15 protein-coding genes are annotated in these 23,317 nt (G+C 58.0%); 7 read left to right on the forward strand and 8 right to left on the reverse strand.

The annotated features are described in order from the left end of the window. Nucleotides 1–36 precede the first annotated feature (36 nt). Nucleotides 37–4,995, forward strand: a complete 4,959-nt coding sequence (locus ACXAIC_RS01980; RefSeq protein ID WP_475173068.1) for a cadherin domain-containing protein — start codon at nucleotides 37–39, stop codon at nucleotides 4,993–4,995. 59 nt (nucleotides 4,996–5,054) lie between these two features. Here the strand turns inward: ACXAIC_RS01980 and ACXAIC_RS01985 are convergent, their stop codons facing one another. Beyond that, a complete protein-coding gene (locus tag ACXAIC_RS01985; protein ID WP_475173070.1) occupies nucleotides 5,055–6,293 on the reverse strand; it encodes an HlyD family type I secretion periplasmic adaptor subunit in 1,239 nt (412 codons plus the stop codon). A 288-nt stretch (nucleotides 6,294–6,581) separates the two neighbouring features. Between ACXAIC_RS01985 and ACXAIC_RS01990 the strand changes: the two genes are divergently transcribed. Then, nucleotides 6,582–7,796: a zinc ABC transporter substrate-binding protein gene (locus ACXAIC_RS01990; protein WP_475173071.1), complete on the forward strand. Its 1,215-nt coding sequence runs from the start codon at nucleotides 6,582–6,584 to the stop codon at nucleotides 7,794–7,796. A 291-nt stretch (nucleotides 7,797–8,087) separates the two neighbouring features. Here ACXAIC_RS01990 and ACXAIC_RS01995 read toward each other — a convergent pair whose 3' ends face one another. Then, on the reverse strand, nucleotides 8,088–9,983 hold the full coding sequence (locus tag ACXAIC_RS01995; RefSeq protein ID WP_475173419.1) for a L,D-transpeptidase family protein: 1,896 nt from the start codon (nucleotides 9,981–9,983) through the stop codon (nucleotides 8,088–8,090). Nucleotides 9,984–10,565: 582 nt separating this feature from the next. After that, nucleotides 10,566–11,120: a single-stranded DNA-binding protein gene (locus ACXAIC_RS02000; RefSeq protein ID WP_475173074.1), complete on the reverse strand. Its 555-nt coding sequence runs from the start codon at nucleotides 11,118–11,120 to the stop codon at nucleotides 10,566–10,568. A gap of 458 nt (nucleotides 11,121–11,578) precedes the next feature. Here ACXAIC_RS02000 and uvrA point away from each other — a divergent pair, with 458 nt between their 5' ends. The 4 genes from uvrA (at nucleotide 11,579) to trmFO (ending at nucleotide 17,397) form a co-directional block, all read left to right on the forward strand. Then, entirely contained in the window at nucleotides 11,579–14,509 is a 2,931-nt protein-coding gene (gene uvrA, locus ACXAIC_RS02005; RefSeq protein ID WP_475173076.1) for an excinuclease ABC subunit UvrA, read from the forward strand. 347 nt (nucleotides 14,510–14,856) lie between these two features. Next, nucleotides 14,857–15,009, forward strand: coding sequence for a DUF1127 domain-containing protein (locus tag ACXAIC_RS02010; RefSeq protein ID WP_475173078.1), 153 nt, complete (start codon nucleotides 14,857–14,859; stop codon nucleotides 15,007–15,009). Between the two features lie 480 nt (nucleotides 15,010–15,489). Next, nucleotides 15,490–15,639, forward strand: a complete 150-nt coding sequence (locus ACXAIC_RS02015; RefSeq protein ID WP_475173080.1) for a DUF1127 domain-containing protein — start codon at nucleotides 15,490–15,492, stop codon at nucleotides 15,637–15,639. Nucleotides 15,640–15,978: 339 nt separating this feature from the next. Then, a complete protein-coding gene (trmFO, locus tag ACXAIC_RS02020) occupies nucleotides 15,979–17,397 on the forward strand; it encodes a methylenetetrahydrofolate--tRNA-(uracil(54)-C(5))-methyltransferase (FADH(2)-oxidizing) TrmFO (protein ID WP_475173082.1) in 1,419 nt (472 codons plus the stop codon). Between the two features lie 56 nt (nucleotides 17,398–17,453). On the opposite strand, the gene ACXAIC_RS02025 is transcribed toward trmFO, so the two are convergent. The 5 genes from ACXAIC_RS02025 to yajC all read right to left on the reverse strand — a co-directional run bounded on the left by ACXAIC_RS02025 (nucleotide 17,454) and on the right by yajC (nucleotide 21,933). Beyond that, nucleotides 17,454–18,317: a phytoene/squalene synthase family protein gene (locus tag ACXAIC_RS02025; protein ID WP_475173084.1), complete on the reverse strand. Its 864-nt coding sequence runs from the start codon at nucleotides 18,315–18,317 to the stop codon at nucleotides 17,454–17,456. A 103-nt stretch (nucleotides 18,318–18,420) separates the two neighbouring features. After that, nucleotides 18,421–18,798, reverse strand: coding sequence for an Mth938-like domain-containing protein (locus ACXAIC_RS02030; RefSeq protein WP_475173087.1), 378 nt, complete (start codon nucleotides 18,796–18,798; stop codon nucleotides 18,421–18,423). Nucleotides 18,799–18,937: 139 nt separating this feature from the next. Next, a complete protein-coding gene (secF, locus tag ACXAIC_RS02035; protein ID WP_475173088.1) occupies nucleotides 18,938–19,888 on the reverse strand; it encodes a protein translocase subunit SecF in 951 nt (316 codons plus the stop codon). A gap of 15 nt (nucleotides 19,889–19,903) precedes the next feature. After that, nucleotides 19,904–21,517, reverse strand: coding sequence for a protein translocase subunit SecD (gene secD, locus ACXAIC_RS02040; protein ID WP_475173090.1), 1,614 nt, complete (start codon nucleotides 21,515–21,517; stop codon nucleotides 19,904–19,906). An 83-nt stretch (nucleotides 21,518–21,600) separates the two neighbouring features. Beyond that, nucleotides 21,601–21,933, reverse strand: a complete 333-nt coding sequence (gene yajC / locus ACXAIC_RS02045; RefSeq protein WP_475173092.1) for a preprotein translocase subunit YajC — start codon at nucleotides 21,931–21,933, stop codon at nucleotides 21,601–21,603. 239 nt (nucleotides 21,934–22,172) lie between these two features. Between yajC and ACXAIC_RS02050 the strand changes: the two genes are divergently transcribed. Then, on the forward strand, nucleotides 22,173–23,045 hold the full coding sequence (locus ACXAIC_RS02050; protein ID WP_475173421.1) for an ATP-binding protein: 873 nt from the start codon (nucleotides 22,173–22,175) through the stop codon (nucleotides 23,043–23,045). Nucleotides 23,046–23,317: the final 272 nt, after the last annotated feature.

Here is a 23,317-nt window from a genome sequence, read left to right on the forward strand (position 1 = left end):
GTGGTAGCAGATAAAAATGTGCGGACAGGCAAGCGAATGGCAAATGACACCGGAAATCGGCCGAATGGCCGGCATCAGGGCCAAAACAGCGAAGATAAAGCATCAACCCTGACTTCGGATCATTATCTCCAATCCGGCTTGATTGATACGCGGGACCGGCAACTGGATCCAGCCAGCGATTATCACCTCGCACAGGGCAATGATGATTCCAACGAATACATCGCTTCGAACCTGCATCTGGGGGGCGTCGACGGTGAGCCGTATCATGTCCCCCCCCTGCCCGCGCCGGCTGGCCGGGATGTCCCTGAAGCGGACCTCCTTGCCTTTGATCCTGACGATTTGGCGCCTGGGGCCGAAAACGGACTTTCTGCCGATCTCGTGTTTGACGAACCATCTGCGAACGGCCAGACCATACGCTCTGAAGCCCCCCTCGATACAGAAGACCTTGAGAACCTGGCCCCTGCCGCAGCCGTTGGGATGGTCGACGCTCCAGGGTCGAGCGCGCCGCCGGTCTCTCTCGCCGAGGAAGCCGCTGGCACCTCTGGCGCGATGATTGATTCTGGCGCGGCTCCAGCCCCTTCGGAGCGAATGGACCCGCTGCAGTCCTCAGCAGACGGAACCGGCCTTCAAATTGACCTCGAGAACGATGGCGGAGACGGTGCCGAAAGCGAATCCAGCCGGGAAGAGACAGTCACGCCGTCTCAGTTGTCTGCCGTTGCGGATGCGGATGGGTCGGACAATACCGTTACCGAGACAGCAGCGCCTGGAACTGCCACTGGCATTACGGCACAGGCAGACGCCGGTGGCAGCACCCAGGTGACCTACAGCCTCCAGGAGGACGCGGCTGGTCTGTTCTCGATCGATCCGGTAACCGGTGTCGTGTCTGTCGCAGGACAACTTGATGCGGAAACGGCTGCCAGCCATACGATCACCGTTATTGCCCAATCGTCTGACGGGCAAACCCAGACAGAGAGCTTTACAATCTCTGTTGGCGATGTGAATGAAGCGCGCATCTCCGATCTGACCGACACCACCCTGAGCGCGAACGAAATCTCGGAAAATGCGCCCGCAGGTTCAACCGTTGGGGTTACGGCTCACGCGGAAGACAGCGATGCAACCGACACGGTCAGCTATGAGATCAATGACGCCCGGTTTACGATTGATGCAAATGGTCATGTGACAGTTGCCGATGGTGCCGTGTTTGATGCTGAGACCGAAAGCCAGGTCACTTTTACTGTTATGGCTACGTCAAGTGACGGATCTTCGAGTTCCGAAGATTTCACGCTGAACGTTTCTGACTACAACGAATATGCTGCAAGCGATGTTGTCGATACAGGTGACGCGGCAAATGCGGTTTCTGAAGATGCTCAGGCCGGTGACGAAGTTGGGCTTACGGTCCATTCCGATGATCCGGATGCCACAGACACGGTTTCCTATACCCTCGATGACCCCCGGTTCGCGGTCGATGAGGAGGGCGTCGTCACCGTTGCGGAGGGAGCCGTCTTCGACGCAGATACGGAGAGCTCCATTGATGTGAAGGTTACGGCAACCTCTTCGGACGGATCCCAATCGGAAGAAACCTTCACGATCGATGTTTCGGGACCGGCCAATGCAGCCCCGACCAATATTCAGCTGGTCACGGATACGAGCGATCTGGTCCGCAATGGCAGCTTTGAGGAGTTCGACGTCGGGTCTGGATCGTTCATTCAAACAGAGACCGATCCGTCCGGGGCGTGGGCTACCGATAGCTCAATCGAAGTCTGGGACCGCAAGAATGGTATTGAAGCAACCGAAGGCGATCAGCATATCGAGCTGGACTCCGGCAATGAGGTAGACTCCATTTCCCAATCCATGGAGACGGTTACCGGACAGGTCTACACCCTTTCCATGGATGCACAGTCCCGTATGGGCTCCTCTATGAGCACTGTTGAAGTCTATTGGAATGGTGAACTTGTGGACACGTTCGACCCGGCAAAAGGCTCCTGGTCCACGTATGAATTTCAGGTCGTTGGCACGGGAGGGAGCGACCTTCTTGAACTCAAAGAAAGTGCAGGCGACAACGTCTCGATCGGCGCCTTCATAGACAATGTCACGCTCAAAGCCCATGACATGACAGTTGCCGAAGGCGTGGATGGCGCGGTTGTCGGCACGCTCACCACCACAGATCCGGACCAGGACGACACGCATAGCTATACGGTGTCCGATGACCGCTTTGAGGTGGTTGAAGACACCTCCGGCCAGCAGATCCTGAAGCTGAAAGACGCCGCGGACCTGGACCGGGAAGCCGAAGAAACCGTAACGGTCACCATAACCTCCACGGATGAAGGCGGCCTGAGTGTTTCGGAAGACTTCACGATCACCGTTGCCGACATAAACGAATTTGCCGTCTCGGCTTTGACCGACAGTGATCCCTCGGCAAATACAATCTCCGAAACAGCCGCTGCAGGCGCGGACACCGGGATCACGGCCGCAGCATCGGATTCAGACGCAACCGATACTGTGTCTTTTTCGATCGATGACGACCGGTTTGACGTCGGCTCGGATGGCAAGATCACGGTTGCCGACGGCGCTTCTTTCGACGCAGAGACCGAGAGCACGATTGATGTCACGGTCACGGTCGTCTCCTCAGACGGGTCCTCGTCTCAGGAAACCTTCACAATCTCCGTTTCGGATGTAAATGAAAGCGCTGTCTCCGATGTGACCGACACCGACAGTGCTGCCAATACAATCTCAGAGGATGCGTCAGGCGGCGCAGACACGGGCGTCACCGTTTCGGCATCTGATGACGTTTCAGACACGGTCACCTATTCCATCGACGACAGCCGCTTTGCCGTTGCTGAGGACGGCACGGTCACAGTGGCAGACGGCGCCACGTTCGACCATGAAAGCGAGCCGGTAGTGTCGTTCACCGTCACGGCCACGTCATCGGACGGGTCCCAATCCACGCAGTCGTTTGACATTGGGGTTTCCGATGTAGCTGAGACCTATCAGATTGCCGCCGGCAAGGATCAATTCACCGACGATGGTGTTTCGGAAACAACAATTACCGGCACGGATGGTGCAGAAACGATAACGGCGCATGAAGATGGCAGCACCATCTATAGCGGCGCCGGAGATGATGTGATCCATGGTGGGGACGGCAATGACCATATCGAATTCGGGACTGGTGCCGATACGGTCTATGGCGGCGCGGGCAATGACTTCATCGATGACGCCATGGGCGTCCAGATCAGTGATTCCGACAATTACCTTGACGGTGGCGCCGGGAACGACCGGATTTATTCTGGGGATGGGAACGACACGCTGATCGGCGGTGACGGCAAGGATGTTTTGACAGGTGAAGGCGACGATGACCTTCTGTCCGGGGATGGCGGAGATGATCTGCTGCGTGGTGGTACGGGGACCGATACCGCGGTGTATTCCGGGAACCTGTCCGACTACACGATCACAGACGACAATGGTGTTTTCACGGTCACCGATAACCGGGACGGATCACCGGACGGGACCGACACGGTCATGGGCGTTGAGAATTTCCGGTTTGCTGACGGCACCTATTCAGCGGACGAGCTGCAAAACAGCGCGCCGACGGCCCTCAAGGTCTCCGGCACCTCCGCCCTGGGTCTGGATTCCACAGGCCTTGCCAGCGGCACTGTCGTCGCGGGCATCGAGACCGTTGCGGACGCGGATGCAGGCGATTCTTTCCATTTCAGCTTTGTTCAGCAGGACAATGACCTGCTTGAAATCGACCCTGTGACCGGGGAACTGTCGCTTCGCCAGGACTTTGACGGCGGGACGGCTCTTACTGAAAATGTCACCGTCAAGGTGACGGATTCGGGAAATGCTGCCTACGAGGAAACCATTAGTGTTGCGCTTGGCACCAATGACAATGATGCGCTGAACGGCAGCGCTCAGGACGACATCGTCTATGCCTTCGGCGGCAATGATACCGTTGATGGTGGCGGTGGGACTGATTGCGTGGTCCTGACCGGCGCGCAAAACGACTATTCCGTCCATGAGAACACGGATGGCAGCCTGACCCTTGTCGATACGCGTGAGGGCTCACCGGATGGGACCGTGATGGCCTCGAATGTGGAGACCTTTGCTTTCTCAGATGGCGACGTTGCGGCGGGGGACCTTGCTATCACCCCTGGAGCACCGCTCTTGGATGCGGACAGCAGCGGCAACTCATTTCATGAACTCGCTGAAGCTGGAACGAAAGTCGGGGTCTGTGTCGCGTCTTTGACCTCTGATGACGGTGCTTCCAGCTACGCCGTCAGCGATGACCGGTTTTCCGTGGATGCGGACGGAAACGTCGTCGTTGCCGATCATGCTTTTTTCGACAGCCAGAGCGAAAGCAGCATCGACGTCACCGTCACCGCATCTGCAGCGGATGGTTCAGTTTCAACCGGAAGCTTCTCGCTTAGAGTAACCGGTGACTACGATTGCGACTATGCCGAAAATGATATGGGTGGCTCATTCTATGGCTCTGGCCAATCCTTCCACGTTGACGGTGCCGGCGGAAGCGACACCCTTCAGACCGGCGACCAAAATGACCGAATCGAAGGTGGCTCCGGGGGAGCTGCAGATCAGATCATCGGCAATGGCGGCCGGGATCTCCTGATGGGTGAAGGCGGCGCGGACTGTATTTCCGGCAACGCAGGCAATGACATTCTGGTCGGTGGGGCTGGCGATGACAGCCTTCACGGCGGTGACGGATCTGACTTGTTCATGTACGGGCTTGGGGATGGCAATGACACCGTCTATGGCGGCGCTGGCAGCTGCTGGACTGATGTGATCGACCTCGGCGGTGATGCCTGTGTGTCTTCCGCAGGAGACTATTGCACGGACTGGACGGTGACAGTGACCACTGGAACTGTGGAAAACGTCATCACCGAAGAGGGCCGCCTGGAGCTGTCCCAGGATGCGAGCGGTACAGTCGACTTTGCTGATGGCAGCAAGATCGACTTCGCTCAGGTGGAAGAAATCCGCTGGTAAACGGCACCGGTACCATTGCGGAGACGAACAGGTCTCACGGACAGGACAAGAAAGCCCGGTCAGCGTTCGCTGAGCGGGTTCCCAATGGCGCGGGTCACCGGCTTCAGCATGTATTGCATGATGGACTTCGAGCCGGTGATGATCTTCGCGTCGACCACCATGCCCGGTGAAATCGTATCAGCCTCAGCGCCTGTACCAATCTTGTCTGACGGTAACGGAATCTCGGCCTTGAAGTAGTAATTGCCGTATTCATCCCGGAAGCTGGAGGCTGACACGACCGAAACCTTGCCTTTGACCGTACCCTGAATGTTGGGATCGAAAGTGGTGATCGCAATTTCCGCTTCAGCGCCCACGTCCACATGCCCGATGTCTCGGGGGGAAATGCGCACCTCTGCCACCAGATCACTGCTGGTGGGCACGATTTCTGCAACCACGTCACCCGGCGCCAGAACACTACCGGCCCCTTTCAGGTTCAGAGCCTTGATATGCCCGCTGATGGGCGCGCGCACGAACAGACGTTCAAAACGGTCTCTCTGCTTTTCCGCTTCGAACCGCAATTCACTGCGCTCCTGAGCCACCCGGCTGCGTTCTTCGGCAAGCTCTTCTTCGGCAGACGCTATGGAGCGTTCAAGCCCCGCCTTCGCCTCGTCCAGCAGCGCCTCGGCCCGGCCCTTGCGCCCAACCAGTTCGCTCAATTCACTTTGAGCCATCTGCAGCGCCGACTTTGCGTCCAGAAACCGGCGCTTGGACGTGTAGCCCTGATCATAGAGTGATTGCTGGATCGCAAATTTTTCCTGCTCGATCTCGACCTGGGTTCGTTGGAGCGCGATGCGTTCAGAGACACTTGCGATCTCGGCCTGTTTTTCGCTGACCCTCGCCTTCAGCACCTGCTGCTCCTGGTCGAAGGCCTTTTTCCGCGCCTCGAGAGCGGCCTGCTGGGCTTCGCTGAATTTGGCGGCGCCACCCAGGCGGAGCCCCGTGCCGTTCAAAGGTTCCAGGGCAAGGCGCTGTTCTTCCCGCGCCAGAAACCGCAGCCGGTCCTGCACCCGTTCCAGATCGCTGGATGTCGCTGTTTCCTGCAGCCGCACGAGCGGGGTGCCCTTTTCAATCAATTGGCCTTCTTGAACCAGCACTTCAGCAACAATGCCACCTTCAAGGTGTCCAACGGTCTGCACTTTGCCGGCCGGTATGATTTCCCCGCTTGCCTTGGCCACCTCCCGAACCTGACCGACCATGGACCAGCCGAGAAAGGCGGCGGCTCCAAGTGATAATACCTGCAGAATACGGCGATAAACCACCGGTGGCGGCCCCTGTTCCAATTCAAGAGGTCCATCCAGTGAATACTCTTCCCAGGATGATTTTCGAAATACCATAACGCCCAAACTGCACATGAGACCAAGTACCTGGACCTTGCGTCATTAAAGTAAACAATCCTTGAAACAACGGGTTAACCACCTGGGTTCCCACAGAACCTGCCTCTGCCGGTTGTCCCTGTCCGCATTCCTGCCGCCCGGCGCTTGCGTGTCTCCCGCCCGGACGTTATAGAATTACGCGTTACAAGATTACATGCATGGATACGAACTCCAATGACATCTCAGACAAGGTTCCCTCGCCCCGCTTCGCCCTTCAAGAGCATTCTCTCTCGTACGGCGCTGACCGGGTCCCTACTTCTGGCCGCCGGTGCCACTCCGGCTTTTGCGGACGCCCCGAATGTCGTGACAACGATCAAGCCACTGCATTCCATTGCCTCCGCGGTGATGGAAGGCGTTGGCGAGCCGCACATCATCATTGACGGTGCGGCCTCGCCGCATGGCTTTGCCCTCAAGCCCTCCCAGGCGTTCCTGTTTCAAGGGGCGGATGTGGTTTTTTGGATCGGCCCGGAACTGACGACTTCTCTAGCCAAACCGATCAGCTCCATGGCCGCAAATGCCGTAACGGTTGAACTGCTTGAGGCCGATGGCATTTCGCAGCTCCCATTCCGGGAAGGGGCAAATTTTGATGCCCATGATCACGGGGATCATGAGGGCCATGATCATGGCGCCCATGAGACCCATGAAGACCATGAAGATCACGAAAAGCACGCTGATCATGACGACGGTCATGACCATGAAGAACATGCTGAACATGAACATGACCACGATCATGGCGAAGAAGCCCATTCCGAAGCACAGGGTCACGATCACGACCACGCTCACGAAGAGCACGCCCATGGTGATCACGGGCACGATGGCGATGATCACGAAGAGCATGCGGGCCATGATCACGCTCATGACCACCACGGCAAAGATCCGCACATCTGGCTGAACCCGGATAATGGCATCGCAATTGCCAAGGCCATGGCAGCAACCTTGTCAAAGGCTGATCCGGATCATGCGGCGCTATATCAGAAAAACGCCGAGGCGTTTGCAGACCGGATTGAAGCTCTGGAAGCAGAAATTGAGGGCACATTGACACCGGTGGCTGGCAAGAAATTTGTCGTCTTCCATGACGCCTATCATCACTTTGAGCATCATTTCGGCCTCGAGGCGAGCGGTGCAATCACGATCTCTCCGGAAACTGTTTCAAGCGCCAGCCGTGTTGCGGAAGTGCAGGAGAGGATCAAAGATCTCGAAGTGACCTGCGTGTTCCAGGAACCTCAATTCGACGCCAAGCTTGTGGATGTGGTTCTGGAAGGCAGCGATGCCCACAAAGGTACGCTCGACCCGCTGGGAACCGAGTTGACCAATGGCCCGGATCTTTATCCGCAGCTTCTGGGCAATATTGCCGCGTCCTTGAACAAGTGCCTTTCCGGCCACTCTTGAATCGCTGGCAGGCGCAGCACGCTAGAGCCTGCCGCATAAGTCCGGATTAAAATTGCTTTGTCTTTCGCGTTGAAATCTCTGATCTCAGGCCGCGAAAGACAAACCAAAGCGGAGCCGATTTGCTCTCGTCCGGTAGAACAGCAAAACCCCCGGCGTCTCCGCCGGGGGCCTTAAAGACGTTCAGCGTCGGCACAATCCGGCGCTTTGTGTGTTCAGGCCCGTTTTTGAGGGCAAAGTCTGTGAATTCGGATCTGTCTCTTACCTGTTGAGGCCCTTTCAAGCGTGGCGCGCCTACCCGTCTTGACGGGCCTTGGCGCGGGCCGCTTCTGTCTTGTCGATGGCCTTCAAAAGATAGCGGTCCCGGTCATAGACGTCGGAATAATAGCCCATCCCACTGCCATCGGCTTCCGGCCATGCGGTGAAGTAGGACACATAAACCGGGATGTTGCCGGTGACTTTTTCCTGCTCGTTCTGACCGGACGCGATCCTTGACGACACATAGTCCTTCGATTTGCCAAGCACGGCAGCTGCCATGCCCTTGGGGTCCTGCAGGCGGATACAGCCGTGGCTGAAGGCCCGCACGTCTTTTTTGAAGAGGCTCTTGGACGGCGTGTCGTGCATATAGATATGATGCTTGTTCGGGAACAAGATCTTGACTTCCCCAAGGGCGTTCGACCGGCCCGGATATTGCCGCACATTCACTGATTGCTGCTTGGCAGCCACCGCATACCAATTGACAGATGCGGACGAAATCTGCCGACCGCCCGGGGTCGTCACCTCATAGCCTGCCCGGTCCAGATAAGACGGATCATTGGCCAGTTTGGGCAGCATTTCATTGACGATGATGGAATAGGGAACGCCCCAATAGGGATTGTATTCCACCACTTCGATCTTGTCGTAGAAGAAATTGGTCTGGTTCGACTTCTTGCCCACCACAACACGCATGGAATAGGGCTCTTTGCCAGCCTCTGTATAGGTGGCCGTGAAGGCCGCCTGGTTGATGAAGACCTTATGGGGACCGAGATGTTCTGGCAGCCAGCGGCTCCGCTCCATGGCGAGCTGAACCTTGGCAATCTTGGCCGCGTTGGTTTCCCCCACCATCGCCTTGATGGTGTTTTTGCCGACGATGCCGTCAGGCGTCAGGCCGGCATCTTTCTGAAAGGCCTTCACAAGGGCGACCAACTCCGGCGTATAGACGTCACTGCCGTCATAGGCCTCAAGCGTCTCGGCATGAACGGTCTTCAGCACATCGGACCCGTTCTTGGCGACTGCAGCAACAATATGCTTCATCTCGGGGCTCGACTTGCCCGCTTTCAGAAACGTGCCGGGTGCGATGACAATCTGTTCCTTGTCTTCGTCTTCCGCTTTCAAGCGTTTCAGTTCTTCAGTCAGCCTGCGGAAATGATCGCTTTGCGGCTGTATGGACTGAAGCGCGGTTGCTACATCATTGGCCGCAGCCAGATCGCCAAGCGCAGCGGCCAGGTCAACCTTGTGCCGGGGCAGATCATGATATTGGGAAATCCGGTTCGGATCGACGCGGCCGCGCTTTGCATCCAGCACATAGGTCAGAGCGGCAGCGCTGAGCCTCATCTCAAACCGCATCAGAACGGCGGCCCGGTCCGCGTCGTCAACGCCGCTGAGATCGGGAAGCGGCACAAAATAGTCTTCAGGCACCAGTCCGTATGAGGCCGCGTCACCCAGTTCCATCCGCAGCCGTTCGGCTTTCAGGGTGACGCCATTGGCATCCACCCAGAGAAAATCCGGATGCTCCCGGTAATAGGCGATCAGCGCCTTGCCCACGTCCGGAAGGACTGTCAGGGATAGGCCTTTGAGGCTTGGGCGGGCTTTGTCAAACGCCGTCAGAACTTCAGCCGCCGGCAGGGCATCGCTTCCCGTGAGAGCCGTTTCCTGCGCTTCGATACCCTCGGTGGCAGTCGGCTGGACTTCTGCAGTCTTCTTTTCAGAAAGTGGCGTCAGCGACACTGGCTTGAGCACATCCGCCTTGTAATTCAGGTAGCGCGGAGCGGACACCTTGACTTTGGCCGCTTTCTGGCGGAGCTGTTCTGCACGCAGCTGTTCCTGCTGAATTCGTTGCCGTTCCGGATTAAACAGACGTTGAAAAAAGCCCTGAGCAGACGCCGGACCGGCCATAGACGCGCAGATTCCTCCCGCCAGCACTGTCACCATGAGACAGGCTTTCAGGGATGTGCCAGCAGCCCATTGCAGCTGTTCCACTTTGCCGGTCTTGCGGGTGGCATCTGACCGTGTTTCTTGTTTCATATTGTTCGCCTGCATCGCGTAACCCTAAAAAGTCGCGGCCCCGGTAACCGGTTCAACGTGTCAGTAACACTGTCCGGGCGCGGAACCGCCAGCCCACTCTCCTTAAAATTGTCCCGAATCCTGAACGGGTCCGGTTCAACTTTGTCCGCGATGTGTAGCGCTGGAACCCGGTAAAATTAAGCCGGTGCAGCAATTCCGTCCGCGAACCGCAAACTGATTGTTACTATATCAGGATTGATGAAGGGGTTAAGGGCAAGGCTCATACACATATTTTGAAATCAAATCGGTGTGACGAATATGTCGCGTGCCTCTTGTCTGTTGCGTTGAAATCTTAGAATTTCTAACCGCAAGTGGCCGATCCGAGTGAACGCAATTTGCTCCAGGACCCGGGCGCATCGGCGGCAGTCGGCGTATTTCTGGCAGCGCCGCTTAAGGTGCGGAAGCCGGGTTTTTCCCGGCTCCCTTGGCCTCCACGACCAAAGTTTGCGGTCAGAACGGAATTTCGTCGTCCATGGGGCCAGCACCGCCGCCACCGCCACTGCCGAAGCCGCCGCCTCCAGATCCGCCGCCATAGCCGCCTCCGCCGCCGGAGCCGCCACCATAGCTTCCGCCGCCACCGCCGCCGAAGCCGCCGCCACCTTGGCTGTCATTGCCATAATCCGGCAATCCGCCCCCGGACTGGCCGCCTTCGCCACGGCCATCCAGCATGGTCAGATTCGAATTGAACCCCTGCAGAACGACTTCGGTGGAATACCGGTCCTGCCCGGACTGGTCCTGCCATTTACGGGTCTGCAGCTGGCCTTCAAGATAGACCTTCGAGCCCTTGCGCAAATACTGCTCGGCCACCTTGCACAGACCTTCATTGAAGATCACCACCCGATGCCATTCGGTTTTTTCCCGGCGTTCGCCAGAATTGCGGTCCCGCCAGCTTTCGGAGGTAGCAATGCGCAGATTGGCGATCGGCCGGCCGTCCTGTGTCCGGCGGACTTCCGGGTCGGCCCCGAGATTGCCGACCAAAATAACTTTGTTGACGCTGCCCGCCATCCTGCACTCCTGTTTGTTATGGCTTGTCCAGTTTCCGGTGCGGTCTGAAACCTTCTGCCGGGTAATCTGAGCCTTTATAGCGGCTAGAAACCAGAACCGTAGCGGTCCGCCAAGCGCCCTGCCTTCATTTTTGTTCCCAAGAACCCATTTTCCACAAGGCAAGCCCTCTCCGCCACACCAGATTGACCGTGCCTCCCGGCCTGTTCTGAGGCAGCTTGCAGTTCCGTCCTCTTTTTCGCATCTTGTACTTGTTTTGTTCTTATCATTTCTGTAAACAGGTTTCAATTGCATCTCAGTTTTCATGGTGTTTCTCAACGGCCACGTCTTCCTCTACTGGATGTTGCCCGGTTCGGTGCTATATCGAGAAACGGTTTCAAGCACCGGCAGAGCTGTACTGGGACCAAGGCAAACGAATTGGCGGGCCGCTTAGGGCGGCCCAGACGGCAGGAACCACAAGCATGTCGACATCTGGCGGCGACCGGACAGACGAAACCTGGAAAAACGACCCGACGAAAATGATCAGCATTCGAGGGGCCCGGGAGCATAATCTCAAAGGTGTTGACCTTGACCTGCCGCGCGACCGGTTGATCGTCATGACCGGTCTGTCCGGTTCGGGCAAATCCTCACTCGCCTTCGACACGGTCTATGCGGAAGGCCAGCGCCGCTATGTGGAGAGCCTCTCCGCCTACGCCCGGCAATTCCTGGAAATGATGCAAAAGCCCGATGTGGACCAAATCGACGGTCTGTCCCCGGCCATTTCCATCGAGCAGAAGACAACGTCCCGCAATCCCAGATCGACGGTCGGCACGGTGACCGAGATTTACGACTATATGCGGCTGCTGTTTGCCCGGGTTGGGATTCCCTATTCCCCCGCCACGGGTCTGCCAATCGAAAGCCAGACGGTCAGCCAGATGGTCGACCGCGTAATGGAGCTGGAAGAAGGCACGCGCCTTTATCTGCTCGCACCGATGGTGCGCGGCCGCAAAGGCGAATACCGCAAGGAACTTGCGGAACTGATGAAAAAGGGCTTCCAGCGGGTCAAAATCGACGGAACGTTTCACGAGATTTCCGAAGCCCCTGCTCTCGACAAGAAATTCAAGCACGACATCGATGTGGTCGTGGACCGGATCGTCGTGCGCGACGACATTTCCGGCCGGCTGGCCGATTCTCTGGAAACAGCCCTGAAGCTGGCAGACGGCATTGCGGCTGCCGAATTTGCAGACAAGACGGATGCCAAGGGGGATCCGGAAAGGCTGATTTTTTCCGAAAAATTCGCCTGCCCGGTTTCCGGGTTCACCATTCCGGAAATTGAACCGCGCCTATTTTCCTTCAACAACCCCTTTGGCGCCTGCCCGACCTGTGACGGGCTTGGCACAACGCTGGCCTTTGAAGAAGATCTCGTGGTCCCCGACCACTCCCTGTCCTTGCGCGAAGGGGCGGTCCTGCCCTGGGCCAAAACCGGCTCCACCTCGCCCTATTATTCGCAGACCCTGGAAGCGCTCTGCACCCATTTCAAGGTCGCCATGTCGACCCCTTGGAAGGATCTTCCCCAGGAAGTTCAAAATGCGGTTCTGCATGGCACCGGCAAGACCAAGGTTGAATTCGTCTATGATGACGGAGTGCGCAGTTACAGGACCGAAAAAGCCTTTGAAGGAGTGATCGGAAACATTGAACGCCGCTGGCGGGAGACCGAATCCACCTGGGTGCGCGAAGAACTGGCCCGGTTCCAGTCTGACCATGCCTGCCCGGCCTGCGGCGGGTTCCGGTTAAAACCCGAAGCCCTGGCAGTTAAGATTGCCAGCAAGCACATCGGTGAAATCACCGAATTGTCTATCCGCGAGGCGCGGGACTGGTTCGATGGCCTTCCGGCCCAGCTGAATGACAAACAGTCGGAAATCGCCGGGCGGATCTTGAAAGAAATCCGAGAACGGCTGAAGTTCCTGAACGATGTCGGCCTCGATTATCTGACCCTGTCCCGCTCCTCTGGCACTCTTTCAGGCGGCGAAAGCCAGCGCATCCGGCTCGCCTCGCAGATCGGCTCCGGCCTGACCGGCGTGCTTTATGTGCTGGACGAGCCGTCCATCGGCCTGCATCAGCGCGACAATGCCCGGCTTCTGGAAACGCTGAAACATTTGCGCGACCTAGGCAACACGGTGATCGTTGTCGAGCATGACGAAGACGCGGTTCTGACGGCCGACTATGTCGTGGATGTCGGCCCGGGCGCCGGGGTCCATGGCGGTGAGGTGGTGGCCAAGGGCACGCCCCCGGAGATCATGGCCAATCCGAAGTCTCTTACCGGCGAATATCTGTCCGGCGCCCGCACAATTGACCGAGCGGATGGACGGCGCAAGATCAACAAGAAACGGCAATTGTCCGTCCGCGGCGCCCGCGGTAACAATTTGAAGAACGTGGACGTGGATGTACCTCTCAGCACCTTCACATGCGTTACGGGCGTTTCCGGCGGCGGCAAGTCGACCTTCCTGATCGACACACTTTACAAGGCAGCAGCCCGCAGGCTGAACGGTGCCCGGGACAATCCTGCCCCCCATGATCGAATCGACGGGCTGGAAGTGCTGGACAAGGTGATTGATATCGACCAGTCACCAATCGGCCGCACCCCGCGCTCCAATCCGGCAACGTATACGGGCGCCTTTACACCGATCCGGGAATGGTTCGCCGGCATGCCCGAGGCGAAAGCGCGCGGCTATCAACCGGGCCGCTTTTCCTTCAACGTGAAGGGAGGCCGCTGCGAGGCCTGCCAGGGCGACGGAGTGATCAAGATCGAGATGCACTTCCTGCCGGATGTCTATGTCACTTGCGATGTCTGCAAGGGCAAACGCTACAACCGGGAGACACTGGAGGTCCAGTTCAAGGGCAAGTCCATCGCCGATGTTCTCGATATGACCGTAGAAGAAGCCGCCGGATTCTTCTCGGCGGTTCCGGCTGTGCGGGACAAGATGGAAACACTCGCGCGTGTGGGCCTCGGTTATATCAAGGTTGGCCAGCAGGCCACCACCTTGTCCGGCGGTGAAGCGCAGCGGGTGAAGCTTGCCAAAGAGCTGTCGAAGCGCTCCACCGGACGGACGCTCTATATTCTGGATGAGCCGACCACTGGGCTCCATTTCCACGATGTTGCCAAATTGCTCGATGTGCTGCACGAGCTGGTGGATCAGGGCAACACGGTTCTGGTGATCGAGCACAATCTCGAAGTCATCAAAACGGCGGACTGGATTATCGACCTTGGGCCGGAAGGCGGAGATGGGGGCGGTACCATCGTTGCCACCGGCCGTCCGGAAGATGTTGCCGAGACCCCGGAAAGCTATACTGGCCAGTTCTTGAAAGAGGTGATGCACCGCCGGCCGCAGCGCCGCCCGGATGCAGCTGAATAAGCGGATTGCGCTCTGCGTTCTGATATGCCGCCTCCACAGCCCCCATAGGCGTGTGGTGGCAGCACCGCAGCAGGCGAGCCGGGGCGGCCCGCAACTGCCTTAAAAGGCCTTTCATGAAGTTTTTTTCTTGTGAAGAAATGCCTGTGTGCATTGCACACAGGATTCTGCACTTGAAAAACGTCTCTTTTTTGGCCGATTTCCGCCGCTTTACGATTCTTTGTTTTGCATTGCACAAATTGCATGTCTGTCATGCGAAGTTCGCACTTCTTTTATTTTAGAGGGTGAATTATATATTTCTCAACAACGACGCAGCCAACAAAGCGCCGCGCTCTTAAAGGAATAAGAAAATGTTAGACACTGTGCGCAAAAAGTACAGCAACTGGGTGAATTATCGCCGTGCGGTTGACGAATTGTCCCGCCTCTCAAATCGCGAACTGCAGGATCTCGGCATCTACCGCAGTGATATCAAGTTCGTGGCCCGCCGTTCAGTGAACGGCTAAGAAATTCAGATCGCGTCCGAGGGCACCCTCCTCCCAGCCTAAGGACGTGTGACACGCGGGGCATCCTCCTCCCAGTCCCGCCACGTCGAAACGACGCCCGCCAGTACCTCCTCCCACTGGCGGGCGTTCGTTTGTCCGGCTCCAGGCTTTCCTTGATCTTCGCCTGACAGGCTCCTGTCTTTGGACCGCCCCAAATCCCGCCTCTTTATTCTCGGAACCTGGCCTGCGCGCTCCGGCCTTGTCCATACCCGCATTTTGCAGATGCGAAGTCAGTTGCCTTCAGCTATGCTCAAAATGAGTAACAGCCCGGTAAATACTGCATTAACCCTTTGATGTGATGCATTTTCTGCATATCTGCCGCGCGATTCCCCCTCTACCTCGCAGTGCACAATTTTCCTATCTTGCTTCCTGTAAGAGATGAATGGGCCAGACACCGATCCGCGGTGCTATGGCCATGAGAGAGCTAGAAGGCCTAAAATCATGATCGACTCTGTTGTTCGCAAATTCAACAACTGGAAGCGCTTCCGTCAGACTTATGACGAGCTGTCCAGCCTGACCAACCGCGAACTCGACGACTTGGGCATTGCCCGCGCCGACATTGCCCGCTACGCACGTCAGGCAATAAAGTAATAAAAGTTTCGCAGCTGGCAGACGCCTCCTCCCAGTCTTTCAGCTGCATCTCCTTCTGACTAAGTGCAGAGGGTTTTAAAAAGCGTCTGCCGGTTCTCCTCCCTCCGGCGGGCGCTTTTCTTTTGTATTCAGGCTACAGCCTCTATCGTAAACCGGGTTTCATTCGCCAGGCTCCCACGCCGTCCGGTCATGGGTTTTGGACCCGCAATTCCGCGGGCAACGGCCGCAAATTGTTGCAGCCTATGGGCTTTGCCTGTAATCAGGATCACAGTAGACAGGCCGGATTTGCTGCTTTTTAGCAGCTCATTAGAGGGCCGGCTTCAACTTCAAGGAACAAGAATGAGCCCGATCCACGTAATCGGCGGCGGCCTTGCCGGGTCTGAAGCTGCCTGGCAAATCGCCCAGGCGGGACTGGATGTTGTCCTGCATGAAATGCGGCCCGTGCGCAGCACAGAGGCCCACCAGGGTGAGGGACTGGCGGAACTCGTCTGTTCGAACTCTTTCCGTTCCGATGATTCGGAGCAAAACGCGGTCGGGCTGATCCACCATGAACTGCGCCAGCTCGGATCCCTGATCATGGCCTGCGCCGATGCCCACCAAGTTCCCGCCGGCAGCGCGCTGGCCGTGGACAGGGACGGGTTCTCCGAGGCGGTCACAAATGCGCTCGCAAACCATCCACACATCACCATTGCGCGTGGAGAAGTTGCCGGGCTGCCGCCATCGGACTGGGACAGGGTGATTGTTGCCACCGGCCCCCTCACCTCACCGGCCTTGTCAGCAGCAGTCCTGGACGTCAGCGGCGAAGATGCACTTGCATTTTTTGATGCAATTGCCCCGATCGTGCATTTCGAGAGCGTCGATCTGTCAAAGGCCTGGTTCCAGTCCCGCTATGACAAGGTCGGTCCCGGAGGAACCGGCAAGGACTATCTGAACTGCCCCATGGACAAGGAGCAATACGAAGCCTTTATCGATGGGCTTCTGGCTGGAGAGACCGCAGACTTCAAGGAATGGGAAGCCAACACGCCCTATTTCGATGGCTGTCTGCCGATCGAAATCATGGCCGCGCGCGGCCGGGAAACCCTGCGCCATGGTCCGATGAAACCGATGGGCCTGACCAATGCGCACAACCCGGACGTAAAGGCCTATGCAGTCGTCCAGCTGCGTCAGGACAACGCTCTGGGCACGCTCTACAATATGGTCGGATTTCAGACCAAACTGAAATACGGCGCTCAGGCCGATATTTTCCGGATGATCCCGGGACTTGAAGCCGCGCAATTCGCCCGGCTTGGCGGTCTGCACCGCAATACGTTCCTGAACTCCCCGAAGGTGCTGGACGGGTCCTTGCGTCTGAAAGCCGATCCGCGCCTTCGCTTTGCCGGGCAGATCACGGGCTGCGAGGGCTATGTGGAGTCGGCCAGCGTGGGGTGTCTGGCCGGTCTGTTCTCTGTCATGGAGGCCCGTCAGCAAAACATCGTGCCTCCGCCGGACACAACGGCGATGGGTGCGCTGCTCGGTCATATCACCGGCGGGCATATTTCCCGGGAAGACGGAGCAGGCAAGCCCGGCTCGTTCCAGCCGATGAATGTCAATTTTGGCCTGTTTCCACCAGTAGAGGCTCCCAGCCGGGATGAAGACGGCAAACGTCTGAAGGGCAAAGACAAGGCCCGGGCGAAGAAGCTGGCAATGACAAACCGGGCGAAATCAGATTTTTCTGTCTGGATGGCGGGACTTGGGCTGTCCAGGGACGCGGCTGAATAATCTAAGGGCCGAAATACGGCGGCTTTCAGAAAGACCCGTTTGCAGTCAGCGCCCTATTACAGCCTCGCAAGCGGGGCCTTCGCGCCCCGCCAGATGATCCATTGCCGCCGCACTTGCGACAGGTCTGCCACCTGTTTCAGCGGATCAAACGAATCTGCTTCCATGCGTTTCAAATAAGGCTCGACCAGCACAAGCGGCAAAAAGGCGTTGGCGCAGTGACCAGGCACGGTTTCCTGCGCCGCCTTGACCCGGCCCAGATGGTGCCGGACATGCGCTCGCATTTCCGTCAGCGCTGCTTTCAGCGCGGCTGATGTGGTGCCTTTGAACAGGCTTTCCGGGTCCAGCCCATGGCGCTCGATCACATCCTTGGGCAAATACATCTGCCGCCGGGCTGCGTGCCAGGGCAGCGCCCGCATCAGGCCGGTCAGGCCATAGGCGACGCCCGCATGGCCTGCCGCTGTCGCGGTTCCCGCGTCCTTGCCCCCATTCAGCACCAGGCAGGCCAGTTGAATGAGGCCCGACACAGTTTCACCCGTATAGCCTTCCAGATCATGCAGGCTGGGCATCGGATCATGGTAGAGATCGAAGATCCGGGCTTCACTCATGGCTATCAGGCCCTGGCGTGGCAGGCTGTAGCTGGTGAGTGTATCAAGCAGCGCATTCGCCACCGGATTGGCAGCTGCCACACCATGTTCAGTCCCCTCCAGAAGATCCCGCCACCATTGCAGCCGCACTTCTCCTGGCAAAGGTTCGGAAACCATCTCCTGCACTCGGGCCAGTTCTGCGCTATAGGCATAAAGGGACAGGATCGCGTTCCGGTAGGGGGCAGGAGCCAGAAGAGCGCACAGATAGCGGTCCCGGTCATAGAGACGGACTGTTGCTGCTGCCTGTTCGAAATCCGCCGTCACGCCAGCCCTCACTCATGCTCCACCGGACTGCCGGCCTGTCCTGGCCTTTGTCTGACATCCCATAGTCACGCCCCCAAAGGCGCTCCCCCAATCTTTATATGGCCCTTGCCGTTTGTCAGTCGACCGCCAGAAGCGCTGCGGCCACCGCCCGTTCTTCAGACAAAAGCACATTGAAGGTGCGCACGGCCGCCCCGGTTGACATGGGGTCGGCCAGGATCTGCACGTCCCGGAACCGGTCCTTTAAGGCTGGTTGCAACGGAACCAGATCTGTGCCGGTGCCCACCAGAAGCACCTCGATCTCGGCCTGTTCCGCGAAGATGAGGTCAAACGCCTCGGCGTCTAAACCGTTGATGCTGCTGACCGGCCAGCCATAGATCCCGCTCGGCAGGCACAACAGACTACCGCGGTGAGACATGTTTGCGAAACGGAAGCCCCCATCGCCATAAGCGTCCAGCGGCGCCCGGCCCGGGAAATGGGCGTCCCTGATCTCCATGGCAAAGATCCTCTAGAAAGGCCTGCGGCCACCTTGCCCCGTGGGGTGTCCCCAGAAGGACGCAAGGTGGCCAGCCGCCAGAACAACGGACAAAGGGCTGATGCTCCCCGGCCCCGGGGCGCGCATCATAGTCTTGCGGTCAGGCCGGTGCCTTAGCCTTCGAGCCTTTCTCGCCATCCCCATCCGTCGGCGACATGGCTTCCGGCCGAAGGTTCAGAAGAATCAGGAACGGTGCTGCCAGGAAGATCGACGAATAGGTTCCGATCACGATGCCGAAAATCATCGCCAGCGTGAAAGACTGGATAACTTCCCCGCCAAAGGCATAAAGCGCGAACAGGGCCAGCAGCGTCGTCAACGAGGTCATGGTCGTCCGGGACAGGGTCTCGTTGATCGACTGGTCCAGAAGGTCCAGAAGCGGACGCTTCTTGTATTTCCGCAAATTCTCCCGGATGCGGTCATAAACCACCACCGTATCGTTGAGCGAATAGCCGATAATGGTCAACACCGCCGCGATACTCGACAAGGTGAAATCGAGTTGCAGCAGCACAAACAGGCCGACGGTAATGATCACGTCATTGGCCGTGGTCAGGATCGCGCCAACGGCAAATTGCCATTCGAATCGGAACCAGATGTAGACCAGAATGGCAAAGAGGGAGGCCGCGACCGCAAGCGCTCCGGCGGTCGCCAATTCACCGGAAACGCGGGGACCAACCACTTCAACCCGACGGAAATCAACGTTGTCGTCCTCAAACACGGTCCGGATTCGCTGAACAACCGATTGCTGGGCCAGTTCGCCGCCCGGCTGTTCCTCCACCCGGATCAGCACCTCATCCGCCGCACCGAATTCCTGGACCTGAACATCGCCCAGATTGAGGGTGGACAACTCCGCACGGATGGCACCGACATCGGCCGGCCCATCCGTCTTGAGTTCGATCAGCGTTCCGCCCTTGAAATCGATGCCGTAATTCAGGCCTACGGTGAAAAAACCGGTCAGCGAGGCAATTACAAGCAGGATGGACAGCGGGAAGCTGACCTTCCTCAGCCACATGAACTTGATATGCGTGTTATCCGGAATAAGTCGTAGCAACATTTTTTGTCTCCCGGATCAAATCGGCAGTTCGGACGGACGGCGGCGGCGGATCCAGAGCGAAACCAGCAGCCGGCTGAACGTGAAGGCTGAGAAAACAGTGGTGAAGATGCCGATGGCCAGCGTAACCGCGAAGCCGCGGACCGGACCGGAGCCGAGCTGAAACAGGATCACGGCCGCAATCAGCGTGGTAATGTTGGCATCCAAAATGGTGCCTAGCGCACGGCTGTACCCCGCATCAATGGCGGAGATGACCGAGCGGCCAGCCCGCGCCTCTTCCCGGATACGTTCGAAAATCAGGACGTTGGCATCCACCGCCATCCCGATGGTGAGCACGATCCCGGCAATGCCCGGTAAGGTCAGGGTTGCCTGGAGGACGGTCAGGGCCCCAAAGATCAGGAAGATATTGGCCAGAAGCGCCAGATCGGCAATTACGCCAAAGCGGCCATAGGCCAGGATCATGAAGATGATCACGGCAAGACCGGCAATGATCGAGGCGATCTCGCCGGCGGCGATGGAATCGGCGCCAAGCCCCGGTCCGATGGAGCGCTCCTCAATGACCGTCAACTGGGCCGGAAGCGCCCCGGCACGGAGCAGCACCGCCAGGTCATTGGCACTTTGAACCGTGAAACTGCCGGAAATCTGCCCAGAGCCGCCTGTGATCGGTTCCCGGATGACGGGCGCGGAAATCACTTCATCGTCGAGCACGATGGCAAAGGGCCGGTTGACATTCTGCTGGGTGACTTGCGCGAATGTGCGCGCACCGGACTGATTGAACCGGAAATTGACAACGGGCTCATTGTTTCTCTGGTCAAAGCTGACCTGGGCATCGACCAGATCCTTGCCTTCCAGAAGCGGCTTTTCCTCCAGAAGATACGGGATCGGCGGGTCGTCCACCGAGTAGACCACCACAGTGCCGACCGGCGGGCGGCTCTGCAACGCCTGCTGGCCCGACATGGACGTATCCACCAGATGGAATGTCAGCTGCGCGGTCGTGCCAATGACTTCCTTGAGGCGTTCCGGGTCATCTTCACCTGGGGCTTCCACAAGAATGCGGTCCGCCCCCTGGCGTTGAATGCTCGGCTCTGTCGTGCCGAGTTCGTCCACGCGGCGGCGGATCACCTCGATGGACTGCTGCACGATATTCGTCATGCGGTCCTCAAGCCCCCGTTCGCTGTAGGTGAAACGGATCAGACCGTCGTCGCCCACCGTCATTTCGAACTCGTTGACCTGCTGTCCGCCAAACAGGCTGGAAACCAGCGGATTGACGAGCGGCTGAAGGCGTTCGCGGGCTTCATCCAGACGGGTCAGGTCCCGGATACGGACCTGGGCCGATTCGCCGCTGTGTTCCCCAAGGCCGGTATATCCGATCCGCGGATCCTGACGCAGCGTGTCTCGGATGTCGCTGACCAGACCTTTCAGGCGCTTGGTCATGTAATCCTTCTTGTCCACCTCATAAAGAAGGTAGGCCCCCCCTCTGAGATCCAGGCCCAGAACCATCTGGTTCTTAGGCAGGAAATCGGGCCAGCTCTCCAGCTGTTTGGCGGTGAAGAAATTCGGCAGCGTCGTCAGGATGCCGGCGGCGATCACAAGAACGATCAGCGCGATTTTCCAACGGGCGAAATGAAGCATGATGAAGCCTTAAAAACAGCCAGGCCGACATTGAGCCGGCCCGGCACATAGATCACTGCGCAAATAGGCGCCTTCCCAAGGGATCAGGATGTCTCTTTGGCCGGTTCGGTCTTGGAGCGGACTTCCTGAACCATGGACCGGACAAGACGGACTTTCACGCCTTCCGACAATTCCACCTGCAATTCGCTGTCATCAACCACTTTGGAAACCTTACCGATGAGGCCGCCCGTGGTCACAACTGTATCCCCACGGCGCAAATTGGCCACCATTTGCTGATGCTGTTTCATGCGCTGGCGCTGTGGCCGGATGATCAGGAAATACATGATCGCAAAGATGGCGACGAAGGGCAGGATCTGAATCAGGAAATTCGGACCAGCGACTCCGGCCGTCTGCGCGTAGGCTGGGGTGATAAACATTCAACTCTCCTAAGGGGCGTTTTATCTCTCCCTCAGGAAATACACCCAAGGGTAAAACGCGCTGAATTCTAGTGGCGCGGACTATAACTGCGGCGCGCCTCATTTCAAGCTTTGGAAGCGATTTCCAGCGTACCGCTATGGGAATAATTGGCGTTTTCGAGTGACCTGCCCCATGTTAAAGCTCGCGCAACACGCTTTAGGGTCACACATGGGCCTTTTCGACAGGGGTTGCAAGAATGATGACCGCGCAAAACGACCTTGCAGCGTTGAACGCAAAACTCGATTCTCTGATCGAGTTGATCGGCCGGGCCGTGCCTCAGCGCCCAAACCTTCCAGACTGGTCCGCCGCGGATGCCTTTGTCTGGGTCCCTGACCCGGGAGACCTGCATCCGGTCGCTTCGGTGAACCGGGTCGACATCACTCTCTTGTGTGCGGTCTCCCATGTCCGCGATCTGCTGCTGGACAATACCAGACGCTTTGCGCAAGGCCTTCCGGCCAACAATGCTCTTTTGTGGGGCGCCAGAGGCATGGGCAAGTCGTCCCTCGTCAAGGCGGCCCATGCGGCGGTCAACCGGGAGCGCGGTACGGACAGCCTGAAGCTGATCGAGATCCACCGGGAAGATATTGAAAGCCTGCCAAAGCTGATGGCGCAGATCCGGCCTGCCCCCTTCCGCTTCCTTCTCTTTTGCGACGATCTCAGCTTTGATCATGACGATACGTCCTACAAATCGCTGAAAGCGGTTCTGGACGGCGGCATTGAAGGCCGGCCGGACAATGTCATCTTCTATGCCACCTCGAACCGGCGCCATCTCCTGCCCCGGGACATGATCGAGAACGAACGCTCCACCGCGATCAATCCGGCAGAGGCCGTTGAAGAGAAGGTCTCTCTCTCCGACCGGTTCGGACTGTGGCTCGGGTTCCACAAATGCAGTCAGGATGATTATCTCGATATGGTTCGCGGCTACGCCGCTCATTATGGCCTCACAATCGAAGATGCTGATCTCAAGGCCCGGGCCCTGGAATGGTCCACCACACGCGGCAGCCGCTCCGGTCGGGTGGCCTTTCAGTTTATTCAGGATCTGGCGGGGCGGCTGGGCGTCCCCATGTCCTGAAAGAGCTCAGCTGTTTGGCCCAGCCCCGAACCAAAGTGTGCACGTATAGAAAAGTCTAAACCTTACCCCTTGGTCCAACAGGTCTTTCTGGGTTTGGAGACGCATTAAAAGTTAGAATTGAATATGAAACTGCGACGTCCCCGGCCCTTCGGCGGCATGAACGTAATTCGCCCGCTTCGCGCCCGCAATTTGGTTATTCACCAGCGCTTATCCTGCAAACCGCCGTTCGTTGCACGGCAAGCGAAAACTTAAAAAGGGCGGGAAGTGTGAAG

The organism is Roseibium sp. AWQ4_254 (assembly GCF_056161025.1).

Coding starts and splice junctions, on each gene's coding strand:
- ACXAIC_RS01980 (WP_475173068.1), top strand. CDS start 37: ATGGCAAATGACACCGGAAATCGGCCGAATGGCCGGCATCAGGGCCAA.
- ACXAIC_RS01990 (WP_475173071.1), top strand. CDS start 6,582: ATGACATCTCAGACAAGGTTCCCTCGCCCCGCTTCGCCCTTCAAGAGC.
- ACXAIC_RS01995 (WP_475173419.1), bottom strand. CDS start 9,983: ATGGTGACAGTGCTGGCGGGAGGAATCTGCGCGTCTATGGCCGGTCCG.
- ACXAIC_RS02000 (WP_475173074.1), bottom strand. CDS start 11,120: ATGGCGGGCAGCGTCAACAAAGTTATTTTGGTCGGCAATCTCGGGGCC.
- uvrA (WP_475173076.1), top strand. CDS start 11,579: ATGTCGACATCTGGCGGCGACCGGACAGACGAAACCTGGAAAAACGAC.
- ACXAIC_RS02010 (WP_475173078.1), top strand. CDS start 14,857: ATGTTAGACACTGTGCGCAAAAAGTACAGCAACTGGGTGAATTATCGC.
- ACXAIC_RS02015 (WP_475173080.1), top strand. CDS start 15,490: ATGATCGACTCTGTTGTTCGCAAATTCAACAACTGGAAGCGCTTCCGT.
- trmFO (WP_475173082.1), top strand. CDS start 15,979: ATGAGCCCGATCCACGTAATCGGCGGCGGCCTTGCCGGGTCTGAAGCT.
- ACXAIC_RS02030 (WP_475173087.1), bottom strand. CDS start 18,798: ATGGAGATCAGGGACGCCCATTTCCCGGGCCGGGCGCCGCTGGACGCT.
- secF (WP_475173088.1), bottom strand. CDS start 19,888: ATGTTGCTACGACTTATTCCGGATAACACGCATATCAAGTTCATGTGG.
- secD (WP_475173090.1), bottom strand. CDS start 21,517: ATGCTTCATTTCGCCCGTTGGAAAATCGCGCTGATCGTTCTTGTGATC.
- yajC (WP_475173092.1), bottom strand. CDS start 21,933: ATGTTTATCACCCCAGCCTACGCGCAGACGGCCGGAGTCGCTGGTCCG.
- ACXAIC_RS02050 (WP_475173421.1), top strand. CDS start 22,173: ATGACCGCGCAAAACGACCTTGCAGCGTTGAACGCAAAACTCGATTCT.